Origin of the sequence: Litoribacillus peritrichatus (assembly GCF_039537985.1) — a bacterium.
GTDB classification, from domain to species: Bacteria; Pseudomonadota; Gammaproteobacteria; order Pseudomonadales; family Litoribrevibacteraceae; genus Litoribacillus; species Litoribacillus peritrichatus.
The window spans coordinates 138,058-157,786 of record NZ_BAABBN010000012.1; the positions used below are offsets into that span (position 1 = coordinate 138,058).

General features: G+C 45.1%; 16 protein-coding genes. 3 read left to right on the forward strand and 13 right to left on the reverse strand.

The features are described 5' to 3' along the window. The 5 genes from ABD744_RS17070 to ABD744_RS17090 all read right to left on the reverse strand — a co-directional run bounded on the left by ABD744_RS17070 (position 1) and on the right by ABD744_RS17090 (position 4,230). The gene (locus ABD744_RS17070) at positions 1-219 is read right to left on the reverse strand and encodes a hypothetical protein (protein WP_344799761.1); all 219 of its coding nucleotides are present in this window, start codon (positions 217-219) and stop codon (positions 1-3) included. Positions 220-332: 113 nt separating this feature from the next. Then, positions 333-1,595, reverse strand: coding sequence for an endonuclease V (locus ABD744_RS17075; RefSeq protein ID WP_344799762.1), 1,263 nt, complete (start codon positions 1,593-1,595; stop codon positions 333-335). Between the two features lie 150 nt (positions 1,596-1,745). Further along, on the reverse strand, positions 1,746-2,135 hold the full coding sequence (locus ABD744_RS17080) for a hypothetical protein (RefSeq protein ID WP_344799763.1): 390 nt from the start codon (positions 2,133-2,135) through the stop codon (positions 1,746-1,748). Positions 2,136-2,313: 178 nt separating this feature from the next. Next, complete coding sequence (locus ABD744_RS17085; protein WP_344799764.1) at positions 2,314-3,105, reverse strand: SDR family NAD(P)-dependent oxidoreductase; 792 nt, start codon at positions 3,103-3,105, stop codon at positions 2,314-2,316. A 120-nt stretch (positions 3,106-3,225) separates the two neighbouring features. Beyond that, the gene (locus ABD744_RS17090; protein WP_344799765.1) at positions 3,226-4,230 is read right to left on the reverse strand and encodes a helix-turn-helix domain-containing protein; all 1,005 of its coding nucleotides are present in this window, start codon (positions 4,228-4,230) and stop codon (positions 3,226-3,228) included. A 277-nt stretch (positions 4,231-4,507) separates the two neighbouring features. Here ABD744_RS17090 and ABD744_RS17095 point away from each other — a divergent pair, with 277 nt between their 5' ends. Continuing rightward, positions 4,508-6,148 carry a sterol desaturase family protein gene (locus ABD744_RS17095; protein ID WP_344799766.1) on the forward strand — a complete coding sequence of 547 codons (1,641 nt, stop codon included), beginning with the start codon at positions 4,508-4,510 and terminating at the stop codon, positions 6,146-6,148. A gap of 80 nt (positions 6,149-6,228) precedes the next feature. Here ABD744_RS17095 and cysG read toward each other — a convergent pair whose 3' ends face one another. The 6 genes from cysG to ABD744_RS17125 form a co-directional block, all read right to left on the reverse strand. Beyond that, positions 6,229-7,629, reverse strand: a complete 1,401-nt coding sequence (cysG, locus tag ABD744_RS17100) for a siroheme synthase CysG (protein WP_344799767.1) — start codon at positions 7,627-7,629, stop codon at positions 6,229-6,231. Positions 7,630-7,832: 203 nt separating this feature from the next. After that, entirely contained in the window at positions 7,833-9,113 is a 1,281-nt protein-coding gene (gene serS, locus ABD744_RS17105; RefSeq protein ID WP_344799768.1) for a serine--tRNA ligase, read from the reverse strand. Positions 9,114-9,138: 25 nt separating this feature from the next. Continuing rightward, complete coding sequence (gene crcB, locus ABD744_RS17110; RefSeq protein ID WP_344799769.1) at positions 9,139-9,516, reverse strand: fluoride efflux transporter CrcB; 378 nt, start codon at positions 9,514-9,516, stop codon at positions 9,139-9,141. A gap of 40 nt (positions 9,517-9,556) precedes the next feature. Then, positions 9,557-10,918, reverse strand: a complete 1,362-nt coding sequence (locus tag ABD744_RS17115) for a replication-associated recombination protein A (RefSeq protein WP_344799770.1) — start codon at positions 10,916-10,918, stop codon at positions 9,557-9,559. Positions 10,919-10,933: 15 nt separating this feature from the next. Next, positions 10,934-11,569, reverse strand: a complete 636-nt coding sequence (gene lolA / locus ABD744_RS17120; protein WP_344799771.1) for an outer membrane lipoprotein periplasmic chaperone LolA — start codon at positions 11,567-11,569, stop codon at positions 10,934-10,936. A gap of 68 nt (positions 11,570-11,637) precedes the next feature. Beyond that, positions 11,638-14,316: a DNA translocase FtsK 4TM domain-containing protein gene (locus tag ABD744_RS17125; protein ID WP_344799772.1), complete on the reverse strand. Its 2,679-nt coding sequence runs from the start codon at positions 14,314-14,316 to the stop codon at positions 11,638-11,640. Positions 14,317-14,502: 186 nt separating this feature from the next. Between ABD744_RS17125 and xthA the strand changes: the two genes are divergently transcribed. Continuing rightward, positions 14,503-15,321 carry an exodeoxyribonuclease III gene (xthA, locus tag ABD744_RS17130; RefSeq protein ID WP_344799773.1) on the forward strand — a complete coding sequence of 273 codons (819 nt, stop codon included), beginning with the start codon at positions 14,503-14,505 and terminating at the stop codon, positions 15,319-15,321. Positions 15,322-15,403: 82 nt separating this feature from the next. Here the strand turns inward: xthA and ABD744_RS17135 are convergent, their stop codons facing one another. Continuing rightward, positions 15,404-18,301: an insulinase family protein gene (locus ABD744_RS17135; RefSeq protein ID WP_344799774.1), complete on the reverse strand. Its 2,898-nt coding sequence runs from the start codon at positions 18,299-18,301 to the stop codon at positions 15,404-15,406. Positions 18,302-18,365: 64 nt separating this feature from the next. Next, a complete protein-coding gene (locus ABD744_RS17140; protein WP_344799776.1) occupies positions 18,366-18,857 on the reverse strand; it encodes a DUF2846 domain-containing protein in 492 nt (163 codons plus the stop codon). Between the two features lie 145 nt (positions 18,858-19,002). Here ABD744_RS17140 and aat point away from each other — a divergent pair, with 145 nt between their 5' ends. Continuing rightward, entirely contained in the window at positions 19,003-19,710 is a 708-nt protein-coding gene (gene aat, locus ABD744_RS17145) for a leucyl/phenylalanyl-tRNA--protein transferase (protein ID WP_344799777.1), read from the forward strand. Positions 19,711-19,729 lie beyond the last annotated feature (19 nt).

The window sequence follows — 19,729 nt, forward strand, 5'->3', positions numbered from 1 at the left end:
TCAATCATCGTCTTGTGTAGGCATTGAAAACCTGCCTGAATCCAGACCTGCTAATCTCTGAGCGATACTGGCTTTTTCTGTACTTGATAAGCTGATTGCATCATCAGCCGAGTTAAAAATGTGCTCACCTTTAGAGCCATCAAACCTAATTTTTCCGAGAATCCGGCCATCATCATTAATGCAATCCAGTTCGTCTTGGCTAGGCAAGAACAACATCATCTAAAGCCTCATTTTTTATAAAGATATGTACAGTAGATGGGGATGATAATCGTAGACCGCATTCGGCTCAATGGAACAATGGAGATCAGGCCGTCATTGGTAAAATACATTTATTATTTAGAAGATTTCGCTCTTTCTCTACACAGGGTATCTGCTAACTTCAGCAGGGTTGGTTGTCTATAGTCACCCGACATACTCACAATAACATTTCGTGAAAATTCATCATCAAGACCGACACCCTTCACATATAGAGGCTTTAAACTCCCTCCTCGAAGAACTTCCCAGTCTTTTGGAGTGTCTTTTCTTGGGTTTTTAGCTACACCAACAACCGAAATTTCTCGACCTTGTTGCGAAAAATGGTGCGCCAAACGCGCACCAAGTCCCCATTTATTAGCTTCATCTAAATATACATAACCATCAATAATAATCACGCTGGGATTCAGACAATGTTCATCTAATAATTTTGTTATACAAGGCAGTTCACGTTTATAAAACTCTCCAGGTTCATATTCTCCGGGAACTTCTAGCTCTGAGTAATACACTTGGTCAGGCTTTGTTTGAGAGGAATCCGTAAAAGAGACACCAGCCACAAAAGCAGTATTTTTCTCATAATGCACATCTATTGCCAGATAATATGCTTCACAAATACTGCTATATTTACGGGGGCATTTATCCCATATAGAACTTTCTTTTAAACGTTTAATTTCGCCTTGCTTAAACAAACCTGAAATCTCGATATAACTGAGATTCGGCATGGATTTGGAGGTTAAAAAATCATCAGGAAACGTGTAATTTGTATTACGTTCAAAGTCACCATAACAGTTAAAATTGATAGTTAGATCATTCAGAGACGGCAAATTTGATTTAAAAAGATTTGTGAATGTTTCTTCGGTTGGCTCTTTACTAAAAGATGTGTCCCAACCATCGACTATGCAAATAGCTAGCTCCTTTAGTTTCGGAAGGTTCAAAGGTTTACTAAGAGTGAAACTGCCGCCAACTTCAAGACACTCCAAGTTAGGCATTTTTTCTAAAAGCTCTGTGATATCTCCAACAGCGCCATTTACCCCTTCAGCATTACAAAATAACTCAGTAACTCCATACCTAAAAACTTTAAGTTTTGGATAAGATGCCCTAGAAAGTATTTCAGTGACTATTGAGTAATCGAGATTAGCAAATACTGTAGAGTCTTCCGGCTGGTAGGATTCAGTGGAACTACCAACAAATAAATCGTAGACCTTTGAAGGAAAGCTTGAATTTACATAAGATTTAAAAATATTTAAGTGAGCAGAACCTATATAGAATTGAACACCAGATGGGCATTTTTCTATTTTTGAGAACTCAGACCAACCAAAGAATTGACTTTCCTTTACCCCCAATAATATTTCATTCTTCGGGAGGTTCCACTCTCCCGCCCTAGATTGAATGCATCTATATTTACTCGGGAGATTAAGAATCTCCTGGTAAAGCTCTATGTCTTTTTTAATTGGATTATTCGTAAAAATCATACTTAACAAGAATCTCGATTATTACAATTTAAACGCAGGTAATGTGCTATACACATTGATGTCGTCTCTTATACGACCACCCGGCAAAATATATTTCGCCCAGCTAAGTATGTGCACCAAAGAAGTTTCTGACTGCCCTGACTCACAGAGTCCCTCCGAGTTGGAAATGCAGAATTCTAAATGTTCAATAAAATCTTCTTTTCCACCAAAGTAAGGAAAAAATGCCGACATATTTATGCCTAAGCCAGATATGCCATAACAGCCTGCTATCAAAGGTTCACTATCAAAAACGCTAGAAATATCTCTATTTCTCAATTTTGCGCCAGAAACAACGATTTCACAGAACCAATCTTTCGCTCCATTGCTTACCCATAGATCCATATTATCTTCGTAAAAAATTGGTGCGCCCATAATTTATTAATCACTAAAAGCAGTTGTGAAGTAAACGATATTCTTCAACAATGGACGATAGGGCCAGCCTGACTGGCTATATTTCAGTAAATTAATTTGAATATTAATGTTAAGAGATGCAAGTAACTTGAGCAATCAAATATCAACATAAATCAAATAATGAGATAAAGCCTGTTAATCACTCAACCGCTCTTTGCCTTTTCTTAACCGAAAACGGCGAAAACTTAGATATCTTCTCCACAACACCAGGAAAACAAAAATAAAGACCACTGGCGACGCGGGTTTTCATATCCATGATGGCGCGAGGTTTCTGCTGAACTGCTTTTACAATCCACCCGCCCGCTTCTTCCGGTGTCATGCCCGGTAGCTTTTTAAAGCTTGTGGTGGCGTCACTCATGGCGGTATGCACCAAGGGAAAATGAACCTGAGTGACTGAATGCCCCTGATCTTCCATCTCCATTCTTAAGGTGTTGGCCATGCTGTCTAAAGCAATTTTACTGGCGTTGTACGGCCCAAAACCCGCTACGGGTAAAAGCGTGCCCCAGGTGGTGGAGTTAATGATATGTCCGGAGCCTGACCGAGTTAACGCTGGGAGAAAGTTACGAATTAAACGCACGGGCGCAAAATAGTTAATGTCCATGCACCGTTGAAAATCATGGTAACGATCCAGGGATTCCTCCATCGGGCGTCGAATGGATCGCCCTGCATTATTAACCAGGACATCGATGACGGAATGATCAGCAAGGATGGACTCCGTCAGCTGGTCGATCGCTTCGACCTTGGATAAATCCCCCGCATACCAGTGGGCTATTCCGCCCGCTGCGTTGATTTCATCCGCAACGTCTTTTAACAGCGCTTCTCTTCTTGCCACAAGAATGACGGTAGCGCCTTTCTTCGCTAACTGAATCGCCGCCGCTTTACCAATGCCGCTGGAAGCGCCTGTAATGACAATCGTTTTATCAGTAAACATCCTTACACCCATGATTCCCCCTTGTACTTATTCTATTTTTCCGAGCTCTGAATGGCCCATTATTTATTCGGTAACAAACGTTAATGATGACGCTTAAACAGCATTGAGGTGCATCTAATATTAGAACACCCCTTCCTTCAACGCCTTTTTCGGTGTGATCCCAAACCAGATTTTAAACGAACGATAAAAACCACTGAGTTCCGAATAGCCAAGAACCAGTGCTATGTCTTTAACCTCCGTCCCGATATTGAGTTCTTGCAGTGCTCGCTCCTTCAACACTTCTTCTTTAATTTTTCTAAAGCTCGTGCCGTAATCCGCCAGTTGCCGCTGCAGGCTGCGCGGATAACTGTTCAGTTGATCTGCACAATCAGTGATGCCTGCCACCAGCATACCGTTATGGGCGATATAACGCCGAACCCGCTGAATAAGCTCTATTCCTTGTTTTTTCTCATTCAACAGCGAATTGGCGTATTCCAGGCATGTGTTGTAAAGGGTGATATCACAGCCGGAGATGGGCGTTTGTAGGCCTGCCTTCGCAATGGTGAACCCAAACAGTTCCCCCTGATTTATTACCTCCATTTGAAGAAAGTTACTGATACTCTCCACAGAGCATCGTTCCGGTATTATTAAGCTTTGAGCGCTCATCCGGCCTGACGATAACGTTTTGATAGCGTTTAATACGCCTACCGTAACAGACAATATTTGCTGCGATGAGGATCTGACCGCCGCCGGTGTTTCTTCGTAATAACAGTAAATTAGCTGCTTATTTTCATCAGTTTCATAGCGAAAGGCGCCATTCTCACTGATCAAGTTCTGAAAGCGGGCGATGTTTTGCAGCGCTAACGCAATGCTTTGTGAATGCCAAATAATGGGCGCTAACACCCCAATGCTCCGGTAATCAGCGCTGAGACCAATCTTACAACCGAGCAAGGGATCACCGGATAATTTATCCGCGCGATGCCAAAGCAGCCGGGCGGATAACAAATCCAGGCGATCACCCTCTGTAAAGCCTCCGTCCACAAACCCGGGTAAATCGCGGGTTAACTCTCTGCGGTTTAAACTCGCTGCATCAAATTCTCTTAATAATGTGTTAATCCAAGTGCTGGCGATCCATAAATGTTTCATCAAGCGACCTTTCTACGGAAAAATTACTGGTTCAGCTCTCTATTACTGACATTCCACAACTGCACTAAAGATATAAGTAACCGAGCGATCATTCATTAAACATCAATTATTAATTTACGCCTACATGACCCACAAAAAACAATCGCATAGATCCAGTTTTAATCGTAAAACGTCAAAGACATTGATTCGCCATCGTTCCACACTGGCCACTTATAACTAATTAATCTGAGAACTAATAAACCTGAGCATTCGCATAAATAATAAGAGGTGGTATATCGTGGAATTTGAATACAATTTTGGGGCCGTAGGTATCCCTCTGTTTCTTATCTTCATGTTGTTTGAGTACATTGCGTTAAAGTTGAAAGGTAGAAACCTGCACACTTACAGTGATTCAGTGACGAGTGGTTCGATGGGCGCTTGTCTGCTTATTTCTGAAGCCCTCCTGAAAGTCTTCACCTTTGGTGTATTTATCTGGGTTTGGGAAAATTACCGAGTACTCGAATTCAGTTCGGCTAGCCTTGTGACTTGGGTGGTCTTCTTCTTTGGTGTGGATTTTTGTTATTACTGGTTCCACCGAATCGCCCATGAACGCAATATCTTATGGGGTGCCCACGAAGGCCATCACCAAGGCGAGGAATTCAACTACACAACGGCGGTTCGTCAAAGCGCGTTCCAGTACGCTTTCTCTTGGGTCTTCTACCTACCGTTAGCCGTGCTCGGTTGCCCGCCGGAAGTGTATCTCGGCCAATTCTTAATTCTGAAGGCTTACCAGTTCTGGATTCATACCCAAGGCATAGATCGCGTGCCATTCATTGAGGGTATCTTATCTACTCCGTCAAGCCATCGCGTTCATCACGCTAAAAATCCGATGTACATAGATCGTAACTACGGCGGCACACTGGTGATATGGGATCGCTTCTTTGGTTCCTGGCAGCCCGAGTTACGAGAAGAAGCGTGCCATTACGGCACCACCAACGTCCCTAATACCCTGAGCCCGCTTAAACTGAACTTTCGCCACTGGCACAACCTATTTCACGACACCATCGCAACGAAAAAAATGTCCGATAAAATCGCAGTCTGGTTTAAACCGACGGGCTGGCGTCCGGCGGATTGCGTCGATGTAAATCATCACCTACAAAAAGAAGGCACAGCGAATCGCCCCAAGTACGACCCTTATTCAACCTTGCCGAAGAAAGTTTACGCGGGCTTTTCCACCCTTCTGACCTTTCTTGCAGGCACCATGTTCATTTTCTTATCTCCACAACTGGATGCGCTCTATAAAATCGCAGGCGCATTGATCTTAGTATCGGGCGTCATCGTTGCCACCCATTTACTCGAAAATAAAACCAAGTTGATCCCGTTCGAAGCCATTAGACTGCCCTTAATGCTGGGTTTTATCTATGCACTATGGTCGTTCCCCGTAACCACAACCGTCGTAAATAAAATCGTCATTAACAAACCCGGCTATGAGGCGTTGAATTACGCAGGTGACGTGAACCATTGGCCGAAATGGCACCCTTCATCCAAGCACGTGGTAACCTCTCAGACAGGAGCCACTAATAATAGCGCCTCTAGTTCAAACACAATTCAATTAAGCGCTTTGCATGCAGGTGATACGTTTACGGAGAAGATCGAAACGCCGATTGGTCCGAACGATTTAAAGTGGAACATAACCGACTATCAACCCGGCCAGGAATGGTCTGCGAAGGCAGAAAACCTCACCAATGGCAGCGTTATCTCATTGATTTACCGAGTCAGTGCTACCTCAGAACGCCAAACCGAGTTTGAGCGAACCCTTAAATATACGTTGCCTAACTTTGCTCTGGTGGCCGCCAATGCGCTCTACGCTAAAAAGAAAATTGAACAAAACTCAGCGCATTCATTAGTGCAATTAAAAGCCGCGATTGAGTCGATTTAAATCAAGTCGGTCTAAATCGGAGGGGGACAAAAAACGAGGCGTTAACGTGCCTCGTCTTTTATGGGGTTTATGTAGACTTGTTATTCAGCAGAACGATACCAAGCCAATTTATCGTGAAGATTGACCACTTCACCAATAATGATCAGTGTTGGGGCTTTAATTTCATTTTGCTTCACAAGCTCAGGCATAGTTTCCAGTGTTCCCACTAGCACACGCTGTTCAGGCGTGGTGCCCTTCTGTACCAATGCTATCGGCATCTCAGCCTTCATCCCATGCTCAATCAAGCTGTTACAGATGAGAGGAAGTCCGACCAGCCCCATATAGAAAACCAGTGTCTGGTTTTCATGCGCATATTCATGCCAAGGCAAATCACAGGTGTTGTTTTTCAAGTGGCCGGTAATAAAGCGAACGGACTGCGAATAATCCCTGTGCGTTAATGGAATCCCGGAATAAGCAGCACAACCCGATGCCGCCGTAATTCCCGGTACGATCTGGAAAGGCACATCGCTTTTGGCCAGTTCTTCCAGTTCTTCACCACCACGACCAAAAATGAACGGGTCGCCGCCTTTCAAACGTAACACGCGATGCCCTTTTTGAGCAAACTCAACCAATTTAAGGTTAATTTGATCCTGAGGCACGGTGTGGTTACTGCGGGCTTTGCCCACGTCCACCAACTTGGCGTCCCGGCGACAAAGATCCAAAATAGGCTTAGAAACCAGCCGATCATAAAAAACCACGTCCGCTTGCTGAATCAGGCGAAGCGCTTTTAGCGTCAGCAAATCCGGGTCTCCCGGGCCTGCTCCAATCAAATACACTTCACCGGGATGTTTGTCGGCATCAAAGTTTTCCAGTGATTCCTCAAGCATTGAACGCGCTGTATCACTGTCATTCGCTAACGCAGCAGCACCCGCTGGGCCTTGGAAAAAACGCTCCCAAAAAGCCCGACGACGGTTCATATCACCAATAACGGATTTCACTTTAGCGCGGTACTCTCCTGCCAAATCGGTCAACTTACCGATATGAGCTGGCAAAGCGGCTTCAATGGTGCCGCGCAACAAACGGCTGATCACCGGAGATTTCGAACCACTGGCCACGGCTGCAATCACCGGTGAGCGATCAATAATGGACGGAAAAATCACGTCCCCTTTGCTTGCATCACTGGCGACATTCACCGGGATGTTGTGATCGGCTGCGTAATCAGCGACGACTTGATTCACAGTGTCATTATCTGTCGCCGCAACAATAAGCCTGAGCTTAGGCTGCATCGGCGCAAGCGCATCCACATCAAACAACGAACGAATCCATTTAATTTTATCGTCATCAACGGACGCCTGAAGTGTGCTGTCAATTTCAGGCGAAATCACGGTCACATCGGCACCCGCCTGGAGCAGAATATGAGCGCGACGGGAGGCAATGACACCACCACCAACAACCAAACAAGGATGATCAGACAGTTTGTGAAATAAAGGCAGGAATTCCATGAAGTTTCCTCGATCAACAAAGTCGAAACGGCAATTCGTCAGTCGAACTACTTTAGTCGAACAAAATAGGCAAGATTCAGAACCTCAGAGTGAAGACTCCGTATAATAAACAGGTTCTTAATAAAAATAGCAGCGCTCCGAGTGGTTCGCTGCTATTCGTCTCTACAAAACGTCAGTTTCTAAAAACATTCGTCTCTAAAAAATTAGCACGCAGAGATTGTTTCAAGGCCGCCCATGTATGGACGAAGTACGTCTGGTACCGTCACAGAACCATCTTCATTCTGATAGTTTTCCAATACAGCAACCAAAGTACGACCAACGGCCAAACCGGAACCATTCAAAGTGTGAAGCAATTCAGGTTTGTTTGTTTCAGGGTTACGGTAACGCGCCTGCATACGACGACCCTGGAAATCTTCACAATTACTGCAAGATGAAATTTCACGGTACTTCTGCTGACCTGGTAACCAAACTTCCAAGTCATATGTCATTGCAGCAGAGAAACCTAAATCACCACCGCACAGACGAACTTTACGATACGGCAGATTCAACAGCTGTAGAATCTTTTCTGCATGGCCAGTTAACTCTTCAAGCGCTTGCGCTGAATCTTCAGGCTTCACCATCTGAACCAGTTCAACCTTTTCAAACTGGTGCTGACGGATCATGCCACGCGTGTCACGACCATAGCTGCCGGCTTCACTGCGGAAACAAGGCGAGTGGCAAGCAAACTTGCGAGGCAGGTCTTTGGCTTCAAGAATTTCATCGCGCGCCATGTTGGTTACAGGTACTTCTGCTGTTGGCGTCAGATAAAACTCGTTATCCGCACGCAACTTAAATAAGTCTTCTTCAAACTTTGGCAGCTGACCCGTTCCTTTTAAGCTATCGCTATTAACGATGTAAGGAATGTAGATTTCTTCGTAGCCATGCTCGTTCAGGTGGGTATTCAACATGAACTGAGTTAAAGCACGGTGTAAACCGGCAATTTTGCCTCGCATTACCGCGAAACGAGAGCCCGTGATTTTAGTGCCAGATTCAAAATCCAAACCACCGGTACCTACACCTACATCTACGTGGTCTTTTGGTTCAAAGTCGAACTCACGAGGTGTGCCCCATTTAAGGATTTCCTCATTCTCGTCTTCGTCTTTGCCTTCTGGCACCAATTCATTCGGGATGTTTGGAATACTCATCAGGAAGTGATTAAACTCTTCTTGAACCACACGAAGCTCTTCTTTATTGCTGTCCAGCTTTGCACCCAGTTCGGAAACCGCTTCTTTCAAGGGAGCAATATCTTTGCCTTCCCGAGCGGCCAAACCAATTTCTTTTGAACGTGTCTTACGCTCAGCCTGAAGGGATTCGGTTTCAGTCTGCAAAGACTTGCGCTTAGACTCTAGCTCTTCATATTTAGAAAGATCGAGTTCAAAGTATTTTTTTGCCAATTTGGTAGCAACGAGTGCCGGGTCCTTACGAAGTTCTTTTGGATCTAACATGATCAGCCTACTTAGACGTCCTTACTTAAATCAGGCGGGAAACCATCCAGCCTAAATACACAAAAAATAATCCTGCAATTATACTCACGGCAGCGTACAGAATTGAATAGAGAACTTGCTGTTGTTGAATTAAAAACAGCATATCCAGTGAAAAAGTCGAGAAAGTGGTGAACGAACCCAGTCCACCCACCGCAATCAAAAACCAATAGTGGTGAGTATTATCCAGTTTGCCAAGGATAAAGCCAGCCACCAAGCCCAACAAAAACGATCCCACTATGTTCACAGATAAGGTGGCGAAATAACCAGGCTTACCCAAATACTGTACCATCAGCACGGATACCAGGTATCGGGCGTTAGCGCCAATGATTGCCCCCAAAGACACCCAAAGCATATTGCTAAACATGAACCTACGCCCTCCTGGCCATTGCGTTTCTCATTAACATTTATTCATATCGTTTTTTACTGCTCACTTCATCCTGAGACTTCAGCCACTGAAGTTTTTCACTGATCTTTTTTTCAAGACCACGATCCACAGGTTGATAAACGGTTAAGTCTTTCAAGGCTTCGGGTAAATAATTTTCACCTGCGGCATAGGCATTGGGTTCATCGTGTGCATAGCGATAGCCATCGCCAAAGCCCGAATCTTTCATTAATTTGGTGGGTGCGTTGCGAATGTGCATAGGCACTTCATAATCTTTAGTCTCTGCAACAATGGCCCTCATTTTATTGTAAGCCGAATAAACCGCATTGCTCTTAGGTGCTGATGCGATGTAAGTTATGGCTTGAGCAACGGCCAACTCGCCTTCCGGGCTGCCCAACCGCTCTTGTACCTGCCAGGCATTCAACGAAACCTCCAGAGCTCTTGGGTCCGCATTGCCGATTTCTTCACTGGCCATTCTCACAACTCTGCGAGCAATGTAGAGAGGGTCACAACCACCATCCAGCATGCGGCAAAACCAATAGAGGGCACCATCCACCGAAGAACCGCGTACCGACTTATGAAGTGCTGAAATCTGATCGTAAAAAGCATCGCCTTGCTTATCGAACCGTTTTACTTCATTGGCTAATGCTAGTTCAGCAATGTCTTTCGAAATCATTAACCTGGAATTTTCAAACTCTGAATCACTGGCCTGGGCAATCTGAACAGAAACTTCCAATAAGTTATAAGCTCTTCTGGCATCGCCCATAGCAGTCGCGGCCAGCAGAGCAACCGCCTCATCAGAGACATTTACATTCAAGCCTGATAGCTCTTTGTCGGTCGTGACCGCAAGCGTAATCAACTGCTCTATCTCAGCATCGTTCAGCGATTGTAAACGATAAACTCTTGCCCGAGATAAAAGCGCGTTATTCACTTCAAAAGACGGGTTTTCAGTGGTCGCACCAATAAAAACAATGGTGCCATCCTCGACATAGGGTAAAAACGCATCTTGCTGGGTTTTATTAAACCGATGAACCTCATCCACAAACACCAAGGTGCGTTTGCCTTGAGATAAATGCATTTTCGCCTGGTCTACCGCAGCACGTATTTCCTTAACGCCAGACATCACCGCTGAAATTTCGATGAACTCGGCATTGCAGCTATTGGCAATGATTCGCGCCAGGGTGGTTTTACCCACACCCGGAGGCCCCCAAAGCAACATGGAGTGCAGTTGGTTCGAGGAAATGGCTTTACGAAGCGGTTTGCCTTCACCGAGCAAGTGCTGTTGGCCAATATACCCATCTAAAGAGGAAGGACGACAACGGGAGGCCAGTGGTTGAAAACTGGCTCTTAACGCCTGTTCAGACTCAGAAAATAAATCACTCATAGAGAACAGCCCGGGTTACTGGGCTTGCGCCCTATTATCCAGAACATCCACGTAATCAGGATAAGTAACACTGAAAGCATCGCTGGCCAGTTCAGGATTAATTTGAACATGAGTGAACACTATTTTCGTGTATTGGCCCAAACTGTCTTCAATCTGCATCTCAACCAACTGTTCATCAACGAAGTTCATCGACAACAAGGTAAATAAACTGCCTTCATCTTTGGGTGTTAATACAAATGTTTCTTTCAAACTGTCCCGACTCGCAGAAATTCGATAATGCTTCCGAATTTCTTCGGTGGAACCAGTCAACAATACCGCCGGAGTTTTAGATGCACGCTCATCCAGATAATCAATAGAAACCTGCTCCAGGTCTGGGTCATAAACCCAAACCGATTTGCCATCCGACACAATCGTTTGCGGGAAGGGTTCTTTCACCATCCAGCGGAATTGACCCGGCTGCTTGAGCACAAACTCACCCTTGCCTTTTTGAGACTGAAAACCTTTACCATCCATCGTGGTTTGATCAAACACGGCCGAATAAGCACTCATCTTATCCAGCAAAAACTTCAAACGATCACCGCCATCTGCAGCCGCATTTAAAGAAGTAAATAAAACTAATAAACCCACAAAAGACACTAACGCTCTATACACAAATACATCCTGTTTTATTAATAATTAATTGCCATTCGACAATCCAATCTGAAAATCATTCCGTACAACTATCTTGGCGGAGGTGGCGGGGCTAATACTTCACGACCGCCGTTACTGCCCATAGAAGAGACAATACCCGCAGCCTCCATCGTTTCAATCATTCGGGCTGCGCGGTTATAACCGACTTTCAACTTTCGTTGAACGGAAGAAATAGAAGCTTTACGTGTTTCTGTGACAAAAGCGACCGCCTCATCAAATAGCGGGTCTGATTCATCATCACCGTTATTTGCAGGTTTTTCACCCGGAAGCATGCCTTCTTCCACACCCACGGTCACAGAATCGATATAAACCGGTTCACCACGCAGCTTCCATTCTTCAACCAAGGCATGAACTTCGTCATCGTCAATAAAGGCACCATGAACACGCATTAATGTATTTAAACCCGGCGGCATGTACAACATATCACCGTGTCCTAAAAGCTGTTCTGCCCCACCCTGATCCAGAATCGTACGAGAATCAATTTTTGAGGAAACCTGAAACGCCATTCGGGTTGGCACATTGGCCTTAATCAGGCCGGTTATCACATCCACAGAAGGTCGCTGGGTTGCCAGAATCAGGTGAATACCCGCTGCACGCGCCTTTTGAGCAATTCGAGCGATCAACTCTTCCACTTTTTTACCAACAATCATCATCATGTCAGCAAATTCGTCAATCACAACCACAATGAACGGCAATTTTTCCAAATACGGCTGCTCTTGTTCGTCTACAGGCGTTAAGGAAAGTTCATCTGGCGTCCAGATCGGGTCAAGAATCGGTTCGCCTGCCGCGATCGCTTCCGCTACTTTCTTGTTATAACCCGCAACATTTCGCACCCCCATTTTGGACATCAGCTTGTAACGACGTTCCATTTCAGCCACACACCAACGCAGACCATTAGCAGCGTCTTTCATGTCGGTAATGACCGGCGTAAGCAAATGCGGGATGCCATCATAAATGGAAAGTTCCAACATTTTCGGGTCAATCAAAATCAAACGAACTTCATCTGGGGTCGACTTAAACAAAATACTGGCCAGCATGGAGTTCACACCGACTGACTTACCAGAACCGGTCGTACCAGCCACCAGCAAGTGAGGCATCTTCGCCAAATCAGCAACCACCGGCTCGCCTGCAATGTCATTGCCCAGCCCTAGTGTCAGCGGAGAAGCGGAATCATCAAAGCGCTGCGAGCTTAACACTTCGCTTAAACGCACCATCTGACGGTTTTCATTAGGAATCTCAATGCCGACAACGGTTTTTCCTGAGATCACCTCGACCACACGAACGCTGACCACCGCCATTGAACGAGCAAGGTCACGTGCTAAGTTCGAGATTTTAGACGCCTTGACACCCGGCGCAGGCTGAATTTCAAATCGCGTAATTACTGGCCCAGGGCACACTTCCACCACTTCAGCAATGACACCAAAATCTTTGAGTTTATGTTCAATCAAACGAGATAAGGCTTCGAGCGATTCTGGTGAATAACCGGTTTCCTGGTTTTTATCCGCCGGTGTTAATAAGGATATTGGTGGCAAACTGACGGTATCCGCCGGAAACAAATTCCCCTGTTTCTCTTTTTCGGTTCGATCACTTTGTTTTTGCTCAGTTTTCAGTGGCGTAATCTTAGGGGCTTTGGATTCATCCTCACCAATACCGGGCGCGGTTTTTACTGCACCTTTAACCTGCCCCTTAACCCCGCCACTTTGCGCCGGTACAGGGCTAACAAAGTCCTCCAGCACTGGCAGGTCTTCCAGATCGTCTGTTTTCTTTTTCGAGTTTTTACGATTCAGTAATTTATCTTTCAGGCTGACCTTGTTTTTCTTAGGTCGGGAGTTCTGTTCTTCATCATAAGGTAACTCAAGGGCTACTTCTTTACGCAGAGCAGAGTCTGCAGCTTTCTTAGCACTGGAACGCTCAACCACATCAGCAATACGTTCTATATCGCCGATAGCAGGCTCCGCCCTTACCTCTTCATGGACAGTAGAAATCATCACCGGCTCACGCTTCTGATCAGAAAGTATTTTTTGATGATCAGACTTCTTAGCTGCACGCGCCTGCAACCGAGAATTACCATAACTTGCCGCACTCTTGGATTGCCGAACAAACAGTCCGACCAACATCAGGCTGAAACGACCCACGTTTTCAAAAAACTTAATCCAGGAAACGCCTGTAAACATTGTGGTGCTGATACAAAACAGTGAGAGCAGAATGAGCGTTGAGCCCAGCAAATTAAATCGTTCAAACAACGCATCAGACAATGCGCGCCCGACAATCCCCCCCGCACCATGCAACAAAACGCTTTCAGAAACATAGAAATGCAATGCTGTAAGACTGGCTCCCGACAAAAGAAAAATCACCAAACCACTGAAACGCAAAACAAACATGAAAGGGTTTATCAAAGCATATTGTTTGTCTTTGATTATTTTAACCGCGCGCCAACTGATGATTAACGGCAACAGATACGCCATATAACCGAAGAAAGAAAGCAACACATCGGCAAACAGTGCACCAACTTTCCCCCCGGAGTTCGTCACGATTTCATGCGTGGCAGAGGTACTCCAGCCCGGGTCCGTTACATTGTAAGTAATCAGAGATATGAATAAAAAAGCGCACACCGCAATTAAGAGAATTAAAATCCCCTCTTTAATTAAGCGTTGAGAGAGCTCTTTTGGAATCGCTGTTCGCACTGCTTCAGCATTTTGTGGTTTCAAACCGTCTTCCTGTGGTCTTTTCAATCGTCCGTCATCATAAAAAATCTAGCTCAGGGTTGCCAGCACCGTTTAGTCAGAAACATGAATTACTCAAATGTTTTGACCGCTTTCACTTGAACACACAGTCATTATTCCTGCATCATTCGTAGCCTCTATTCAGTTCAACCACCTTTGAGTTATTAATTCATGAAAGTTATTTCATTCAACATCAATGGCGTAAGAGCCCGTCCTCATCAAATCAAAGAGCTCATCGACACGCATCAGCCCGATGTCATTGGCCTTCAGGAAACTAAGGTAGACGATCCACAATTTCCGGTTTCTATGATTGAAGAACTTGGATACAAAGTCAGCTACTTCGGGCAAAAATCACACTACGGCGTCGCACTGATTTACAAAGAAGACCCTATCTCCATCCAAAAAGGATTTCCTGGTGATTCCGAGGAAGATCAAAAACGCTGGATCATTGGTGAATTCAAAGCCAAAAACGGCGAAAGCGTATTTGTATGCAACGGCTACTTTCCGCAGGGAGAAGCCATTGATCACCCCATTAAGTTCCCCGCTAAACGTAAGTTTTATAAGGACTTGATGAATCAGCTTAACAACGAGTTCAATACAAACCAAAACATCATTGTTATGGGTGACTTCAATATTTCACCGGAAGACAAAGACATTGGTATTGGTGAACCAAACCGTAAACGTTGGCTCAGAACGGGAAAATGCTCATTTCAACCGGAAGAGCGCGAGTGGTTCAACCGTTTAAAAGACTGGGGATTCAAAGATACTTTTCGAATTCTGCACCCGGACACAACCGACAGATACAGCTGGTTTGATTACCGCAGCAAAGGCTTTGCTGACGAACCCAAACGAGGCTTGCGCATTGATACTCTGCTGGCCACAGAAAATCTTTGTTCAAAACTTACCGCTGCCGATGTGGATTACGACATCAGAGCCATGGAAAAGCCTTCAGATCATGCGCCAGTGTGGGCTTCGTTCGACTTGGATTAAAATGACGTAAAGTGATTTACACCTGTCACTTACTCTGCCCGGCTCATCAGGCAGAGTAAGTCACTTACGCTAATGAACGTAATCAGACCGTAAACACATCCCATTCAGCCTGATTCAGTGCTTTGGCGTTTTCTTCACTGGTAATCACCGCTTCGGAATACTCAGCACCCAACAAGTACTTTTTCGCCACGCGCTTCAGCTCAGCTTCATCAATGGCCAAAACACGATCCCGAAATTCATGTCTGTCTTTGTAAGAGCGTCCCATTAAACGATTATGGAAATCCTGGCGCGCTTCACCTGCTGGTGAACCAGGCTTATCGATGGAACCAATCACCCCAAGAATCGCTTCTTCGATCGGTTCGAAGCCGTGCTCTTTCGATAAGAACCATTCAACAGCTTTTGTGAAGTCATCCAGTGTTTCTGCCAAACGAGGATCACGATAAGAATAGAACCGGAAAACGCCAGAGGCACTGTCTTGACTGGCACCACCACCATAAGCACCACCCTGCTCTCTGATGGCCCGATGCAGATAACCGTTTCTTAACACACTGGATAAGACCGTCAGCGCCGCTGCATCATCATCTGTATGCATTGCTGACTTATAAGCCCGCGAAACAAAGTTCACTTGCGTATTGGTCGCCCATAATTGCTTACGCGACGCAGGCTGAACATTCAGCGTAATGTCTGTCACACCTTGATTAAAGTTGGAACCTGCTTGCCACTCAGACTTAATCGCTTCCTGTAATAACGGCAAGCCTTGACCGTCAGACATGGCCGCAATTCTCATCGGACTGGCAATTACTTTTTGGTGTATGGATTGAAGGATTGGCAATACCCGTTCAAGACAAGATATGTCTTTTACATCTTCCATCAACTGATGAACGCCAGTAAGACCACCTAGACGATGATTAATAGCAGACAGAGGACTCCAGGCAGCTGAAGCCGCCAACATCGCATACGAATGACCTGAGCCAGTCACCGATTGATGTTTGCGGTGCTTCATCTGAAGCAGCAGTTCCCAAACACGCTCAGCTTCGTCGAAACGGGCATTATGAACGACTTGATTCAACAGTTTAACAAAGTCATCCACTTTGGTATTAAGTGCTTTACCCGAGAAGTGAATATACCCCTGAACACTGAACTCGGAGCCAGTGTTAGCCATAAGCGATGAATACGCAGACAAGCTCCCTACTGTCTGAGACTGTCTAAGCTGCGCCTCATCGTAGGCGTACTCACCATATCCAACCTCAGTGATCATGGAGGTATAAAGTGATAACCAACTCTGCTCCTCTTCATTCAACTCAGGTAAATCGAAGACCACTTGATGATAAGCAATGCCGTTCGTACCACAGACATAACTACTCAGAGCGATGTCCGGATCGACCTCTGGGTCGTGACGCGGAATATCTGAATGAATGTCCGACAGTTCCACCTTCGGAAGAATCGAAATATCATCTTCCTGTTCCTGCCTTTCCTTTAACTGCTGGGCCGTATCAATTAACGCTTGCAGCTGATCGTCACTCAAGGTGGATTTAAGCTCGGCCAGACGGGCTTTTTCTAGCTGCTTGGCTCTCAATAAATCATCTTCGCTCGGCTTCATGGTTAAGGTAACGCGATGTTTATTGTCCAGGAAGAAGTGGCGAATCAATCCCTTAATGTAATCCGGGTCTTGAATCTTTTCTCTTAACTCGGTTAACACGGGATCAATATCCAAAATATCGGCCGGATTTACCCCGTGCATGGAGGCAGCCAAACTGGACAGAATCAATTGCAAACCGTAGGGATAACCATCGCCACCCACTTCACGCTGAGATACTTCCAGCTGATGAAGCACGGCTTCCTGTTGTTCAAGCGGCACGCCCTGATCGGCCAAACGCTCGAACAGCGCCATCACCTCTGATTCAAACTGCTGAGCATTGGAGGGGTCAATCCCTTCCATGCCGCATAAGAATGCCATTTCCTGATTGCTGTCTTCCAGGCCACACAATGGCGAAGGCGTTTCTGCAATCTTAGATGTTTCAAGGTATTTTCTTAATGGGGACGAACTGTTATCCAACAACAAATTAGATACAAACTGCGCAGAAAGCAGTTCTTCAAGGTCTGTTGAGGCACCAAGTAGCCAACCGATGACCACGGATGTCTGATCATTTGGATCAGCCGAACCATAAGTCCCCTCTACATGCACAGGCTGAGTAAAGCGGGTTTCTGAACCCACATGAATACTTTCTTCGCTACGATCAAACCGGGAGAGCACCAAGGTTTCAAACTTCTGCTGATGCTCTGTCGCTGGAATATCGCCAAACGTCATAAACACAGCGTTACTCGGATGATAATGTTTCTTGTAGAACAGCTTCAGCTCATCGTAAGTTAAGTCTGGGATATTTTCAGGTTCACCACCGCTGTTGTGGTGATACGTCGTTGTTTGGTAAAGGTGTGAACTCATGGTATGCCATAAGCGACTGACCGAAGAACTCATCGCACCTTTCATTTCATTAAATACAACCCCTTTAAACTCCAGCTCACTGTCTTTGGGGTTTTTAGGGTCTTTGACTTCAACACGACACCCTTCTTGAGCAAAATCAAGCGGATGTAAATTCGCGAAGAAAACGGCGTCCAGATACACTTCCAATAAGTTATCAAAATCTTTACGGTTCTGAGAAGCAAATGGGTACGCAGTCCAGTCACTGCTGGTAAAGGCATTCATGAAACTGTTCAGCGAGCGCCGGATCATCATAAAAAACGGGTCGCGAACCGGGAAACGTTCACTGCCACACAAGGATGTATGCTCAAGGATATGAGCCACCCCAGTGGAATCCGTTGGTACCGTTTTCAGTGCAACCAAAAAGACATTTTCTTTGTTTTCAGTCGCCAAGTGATAATGGCGAGCACCCGTTTTGGTGTGCTCATAAGTTTCAAGCGTGACATGCAAGCTATCGATTTCACGCGATGAAAGTAATTTAAAAGAACTGCCTGTGGTCATACTGATTATTTACTCTTTATTTTTTCATGAATCCAAATACATCTGGATATGTTCTGCCTGTGTATTACTCAGCAGGTTGCTTTCTCATAAAATCCAAATCAATTAAGGCTTTATTTCTTGGAACTTCTTCAAAGTACGCGTCATACCAATCAAAAACAGACGTATTAATACGAACGGTGTAGCGGATAAACTTTTCCTGGCCTGGCTCCAGGTTTACAAATGTGGTTTTCGGTCGTACAGGCCAGTCATCTTCGCCATAAAGATTAGTATATGAATCAATCTCTTTTACCAACAAGCGGTGGCGACCCGGCTCCATAGGAACAATAACGTACTGATTGTTCTTAAGTGCGCCATAGTCACTATTATTAATATAGAGATAAGGAGACTTATCCTCCACTTCTTGCACTGGTTCGCGATAAATAACCAACCGACTTGAAGAGGAGTCCAACACCTCCGCGTTATAGCCCAACAAAGGCGTCAAAGTGCTTTCTGAGGCACACCCGGAAAATAAAAGAACCGTCATCAAAAGACTTATGATTTTAATCATCGCCTGCATAAAGTAATATTTACCTGAAAAATTAAGCGCCCATTCTAAGTACAATTGCACTCAGTAATCAAAGATTTACGCTGACTATTTTATATATTTCGCTCATTTTAAAATAATATTTAACAACTTTGCGGTATCGGAATAAAAATTTCATATGCATTTACCCTGGCTCGAAGAAGACGATTACCTGTTTCCTCCTACCGAAGAAGCGCTAACAACCCCCAACGGTTTGTTAGCCGCTGGCGGTGATCTATCCCCTGAAAGACTTATCCGGGCCTACGCTCAAGGAATTTTCCCTTGGTTCTCAGAGGACGAACCTGTGTTGTGGTGGACTCCTGACCCAAGGTGCATTCTGAACCCTAACGAGTTCCATGCATCAAAAAGCCTCAGGAAACTTAGTAGAAAAAATACCTATCAGGTTCGGTGCAATGTCAACTTCCCGGAAGTTATTGAACATTGCAGCAAGGAGCGAGCAACCCAGGATGGCACATGGATCACCGAAGACATGAAAGAAGCCTATCACAACCTTCATCACTTAGGTTTTGCTCATTCTGTTGAAGTTTACCGGGAAGACAACCTGGTCGGAGGACTCTACGGAATAGGTATTGGAAAAGTCTTCTATGGCGAGTCCATGTTCTCTTTAGAGGCAAACGCCTCAAAGCTTGCGCTCTACCACTTATCCAATCATTTCGTCACCAACAAATATAAGCTCATTGACTGCCAGGTAACCAGCGAACATTTGCTAAGCTTAGGTGCGAAAGAAATTTCAAGAGAGGCGTTTGAATCCATTTTATGCGCTAATCTAAATAGTACGGGCCTAACTCCATTAGAGTTACCGCCCAGACTCACACTGTCTGAGTAAATATTCTCACTAGCAATAC

Excerpts from the sequence above, each read along its gene's own strand:
- ABD744_RS17070 (WP_344799761.1), bottom strand. The coding sequence starts at position 219 with ATGATGTTGTTCTTGCCTAGCCAAGACGAACTGGATTGCATTAATGAT.
- ABD744_RS17080 (WP_344799763.1), bottom strand. The coding sequence starts at position 2,135 with ATGGGCGCACCAATTTTTTACGAAGATAATATGGATCTATGGGTAAGC.
- ABD744_RS17085 (WP_344799764.1), bottom strand. The coding sequence starts at position 3,105 with ATGTTTACTGATAAAACGATTGTCATTACAGGCGCTTCCAGCGGCATT.
- ABD744_RS17090 (WP_344799765.1), bottom strand. The coding sequence starts at position 4,230 with ATGAAACATTTATGGATCGCCAGCACTTGGATTAACACATTATTAAGA.
- cysG (WP_344799767.1), bottom strand. The coding sequence starts at position 7,629 with ATGGAATTCCTGCCTTTATTTCACAAACTGTCTGATCATCCTTGTTTG.
- serS (WP_344799768.1), bottom strand. The coding sequence starts at position 9,113 with ATGTTAGATCCAAAAGAACTTCGTAAGGACCCGGCACTCGTTGCTACC.
- crcB (WP_344799769.1), bottom strand. The coding sequence starts at position 9,516 with ATGTTTAGCAATATGCTTTGGGTGTCTTTGGGGGCAATCATTGGCGCT.
- ABD744_RS17115 (WP_344799770.1), bottom strand. The coding sequence starts at position 10,918 with ATGAGTGATTTATTTTCTGAGTCTGAACAGGCGTTAAGAGCCAGTTTT.
- xthA (WP_344799773.1), top strand. The coding sequence starts at position 14,503 with ATGAAAGTTATTTCATTCAACATCAATGGCGTAAGAGCCCGTCCTCAT.
- ABD744_RS17135 (WP_344799774.1), bottom strand. The coding sequence starts at position 18,301 with ATGACCACAGGCAGTTCTTTTAAATTACTTTCATCGCGTGAAATCGAT.
- ABD744_RS17140 (WP_344799776.1), bottom strand. The coding sequence starts at position 18,857 with ATGCAGGCGATGATTAAAATCATAAGTCTTTTGATGACGGTTCTTTTA.
- aat (WP_344799777.1), top strand. The coding sequence starts at position 19,003 with ATGCATTTACCCTGGCTCGAAGAAGACGATTACCTGTTTCCTCCTACC.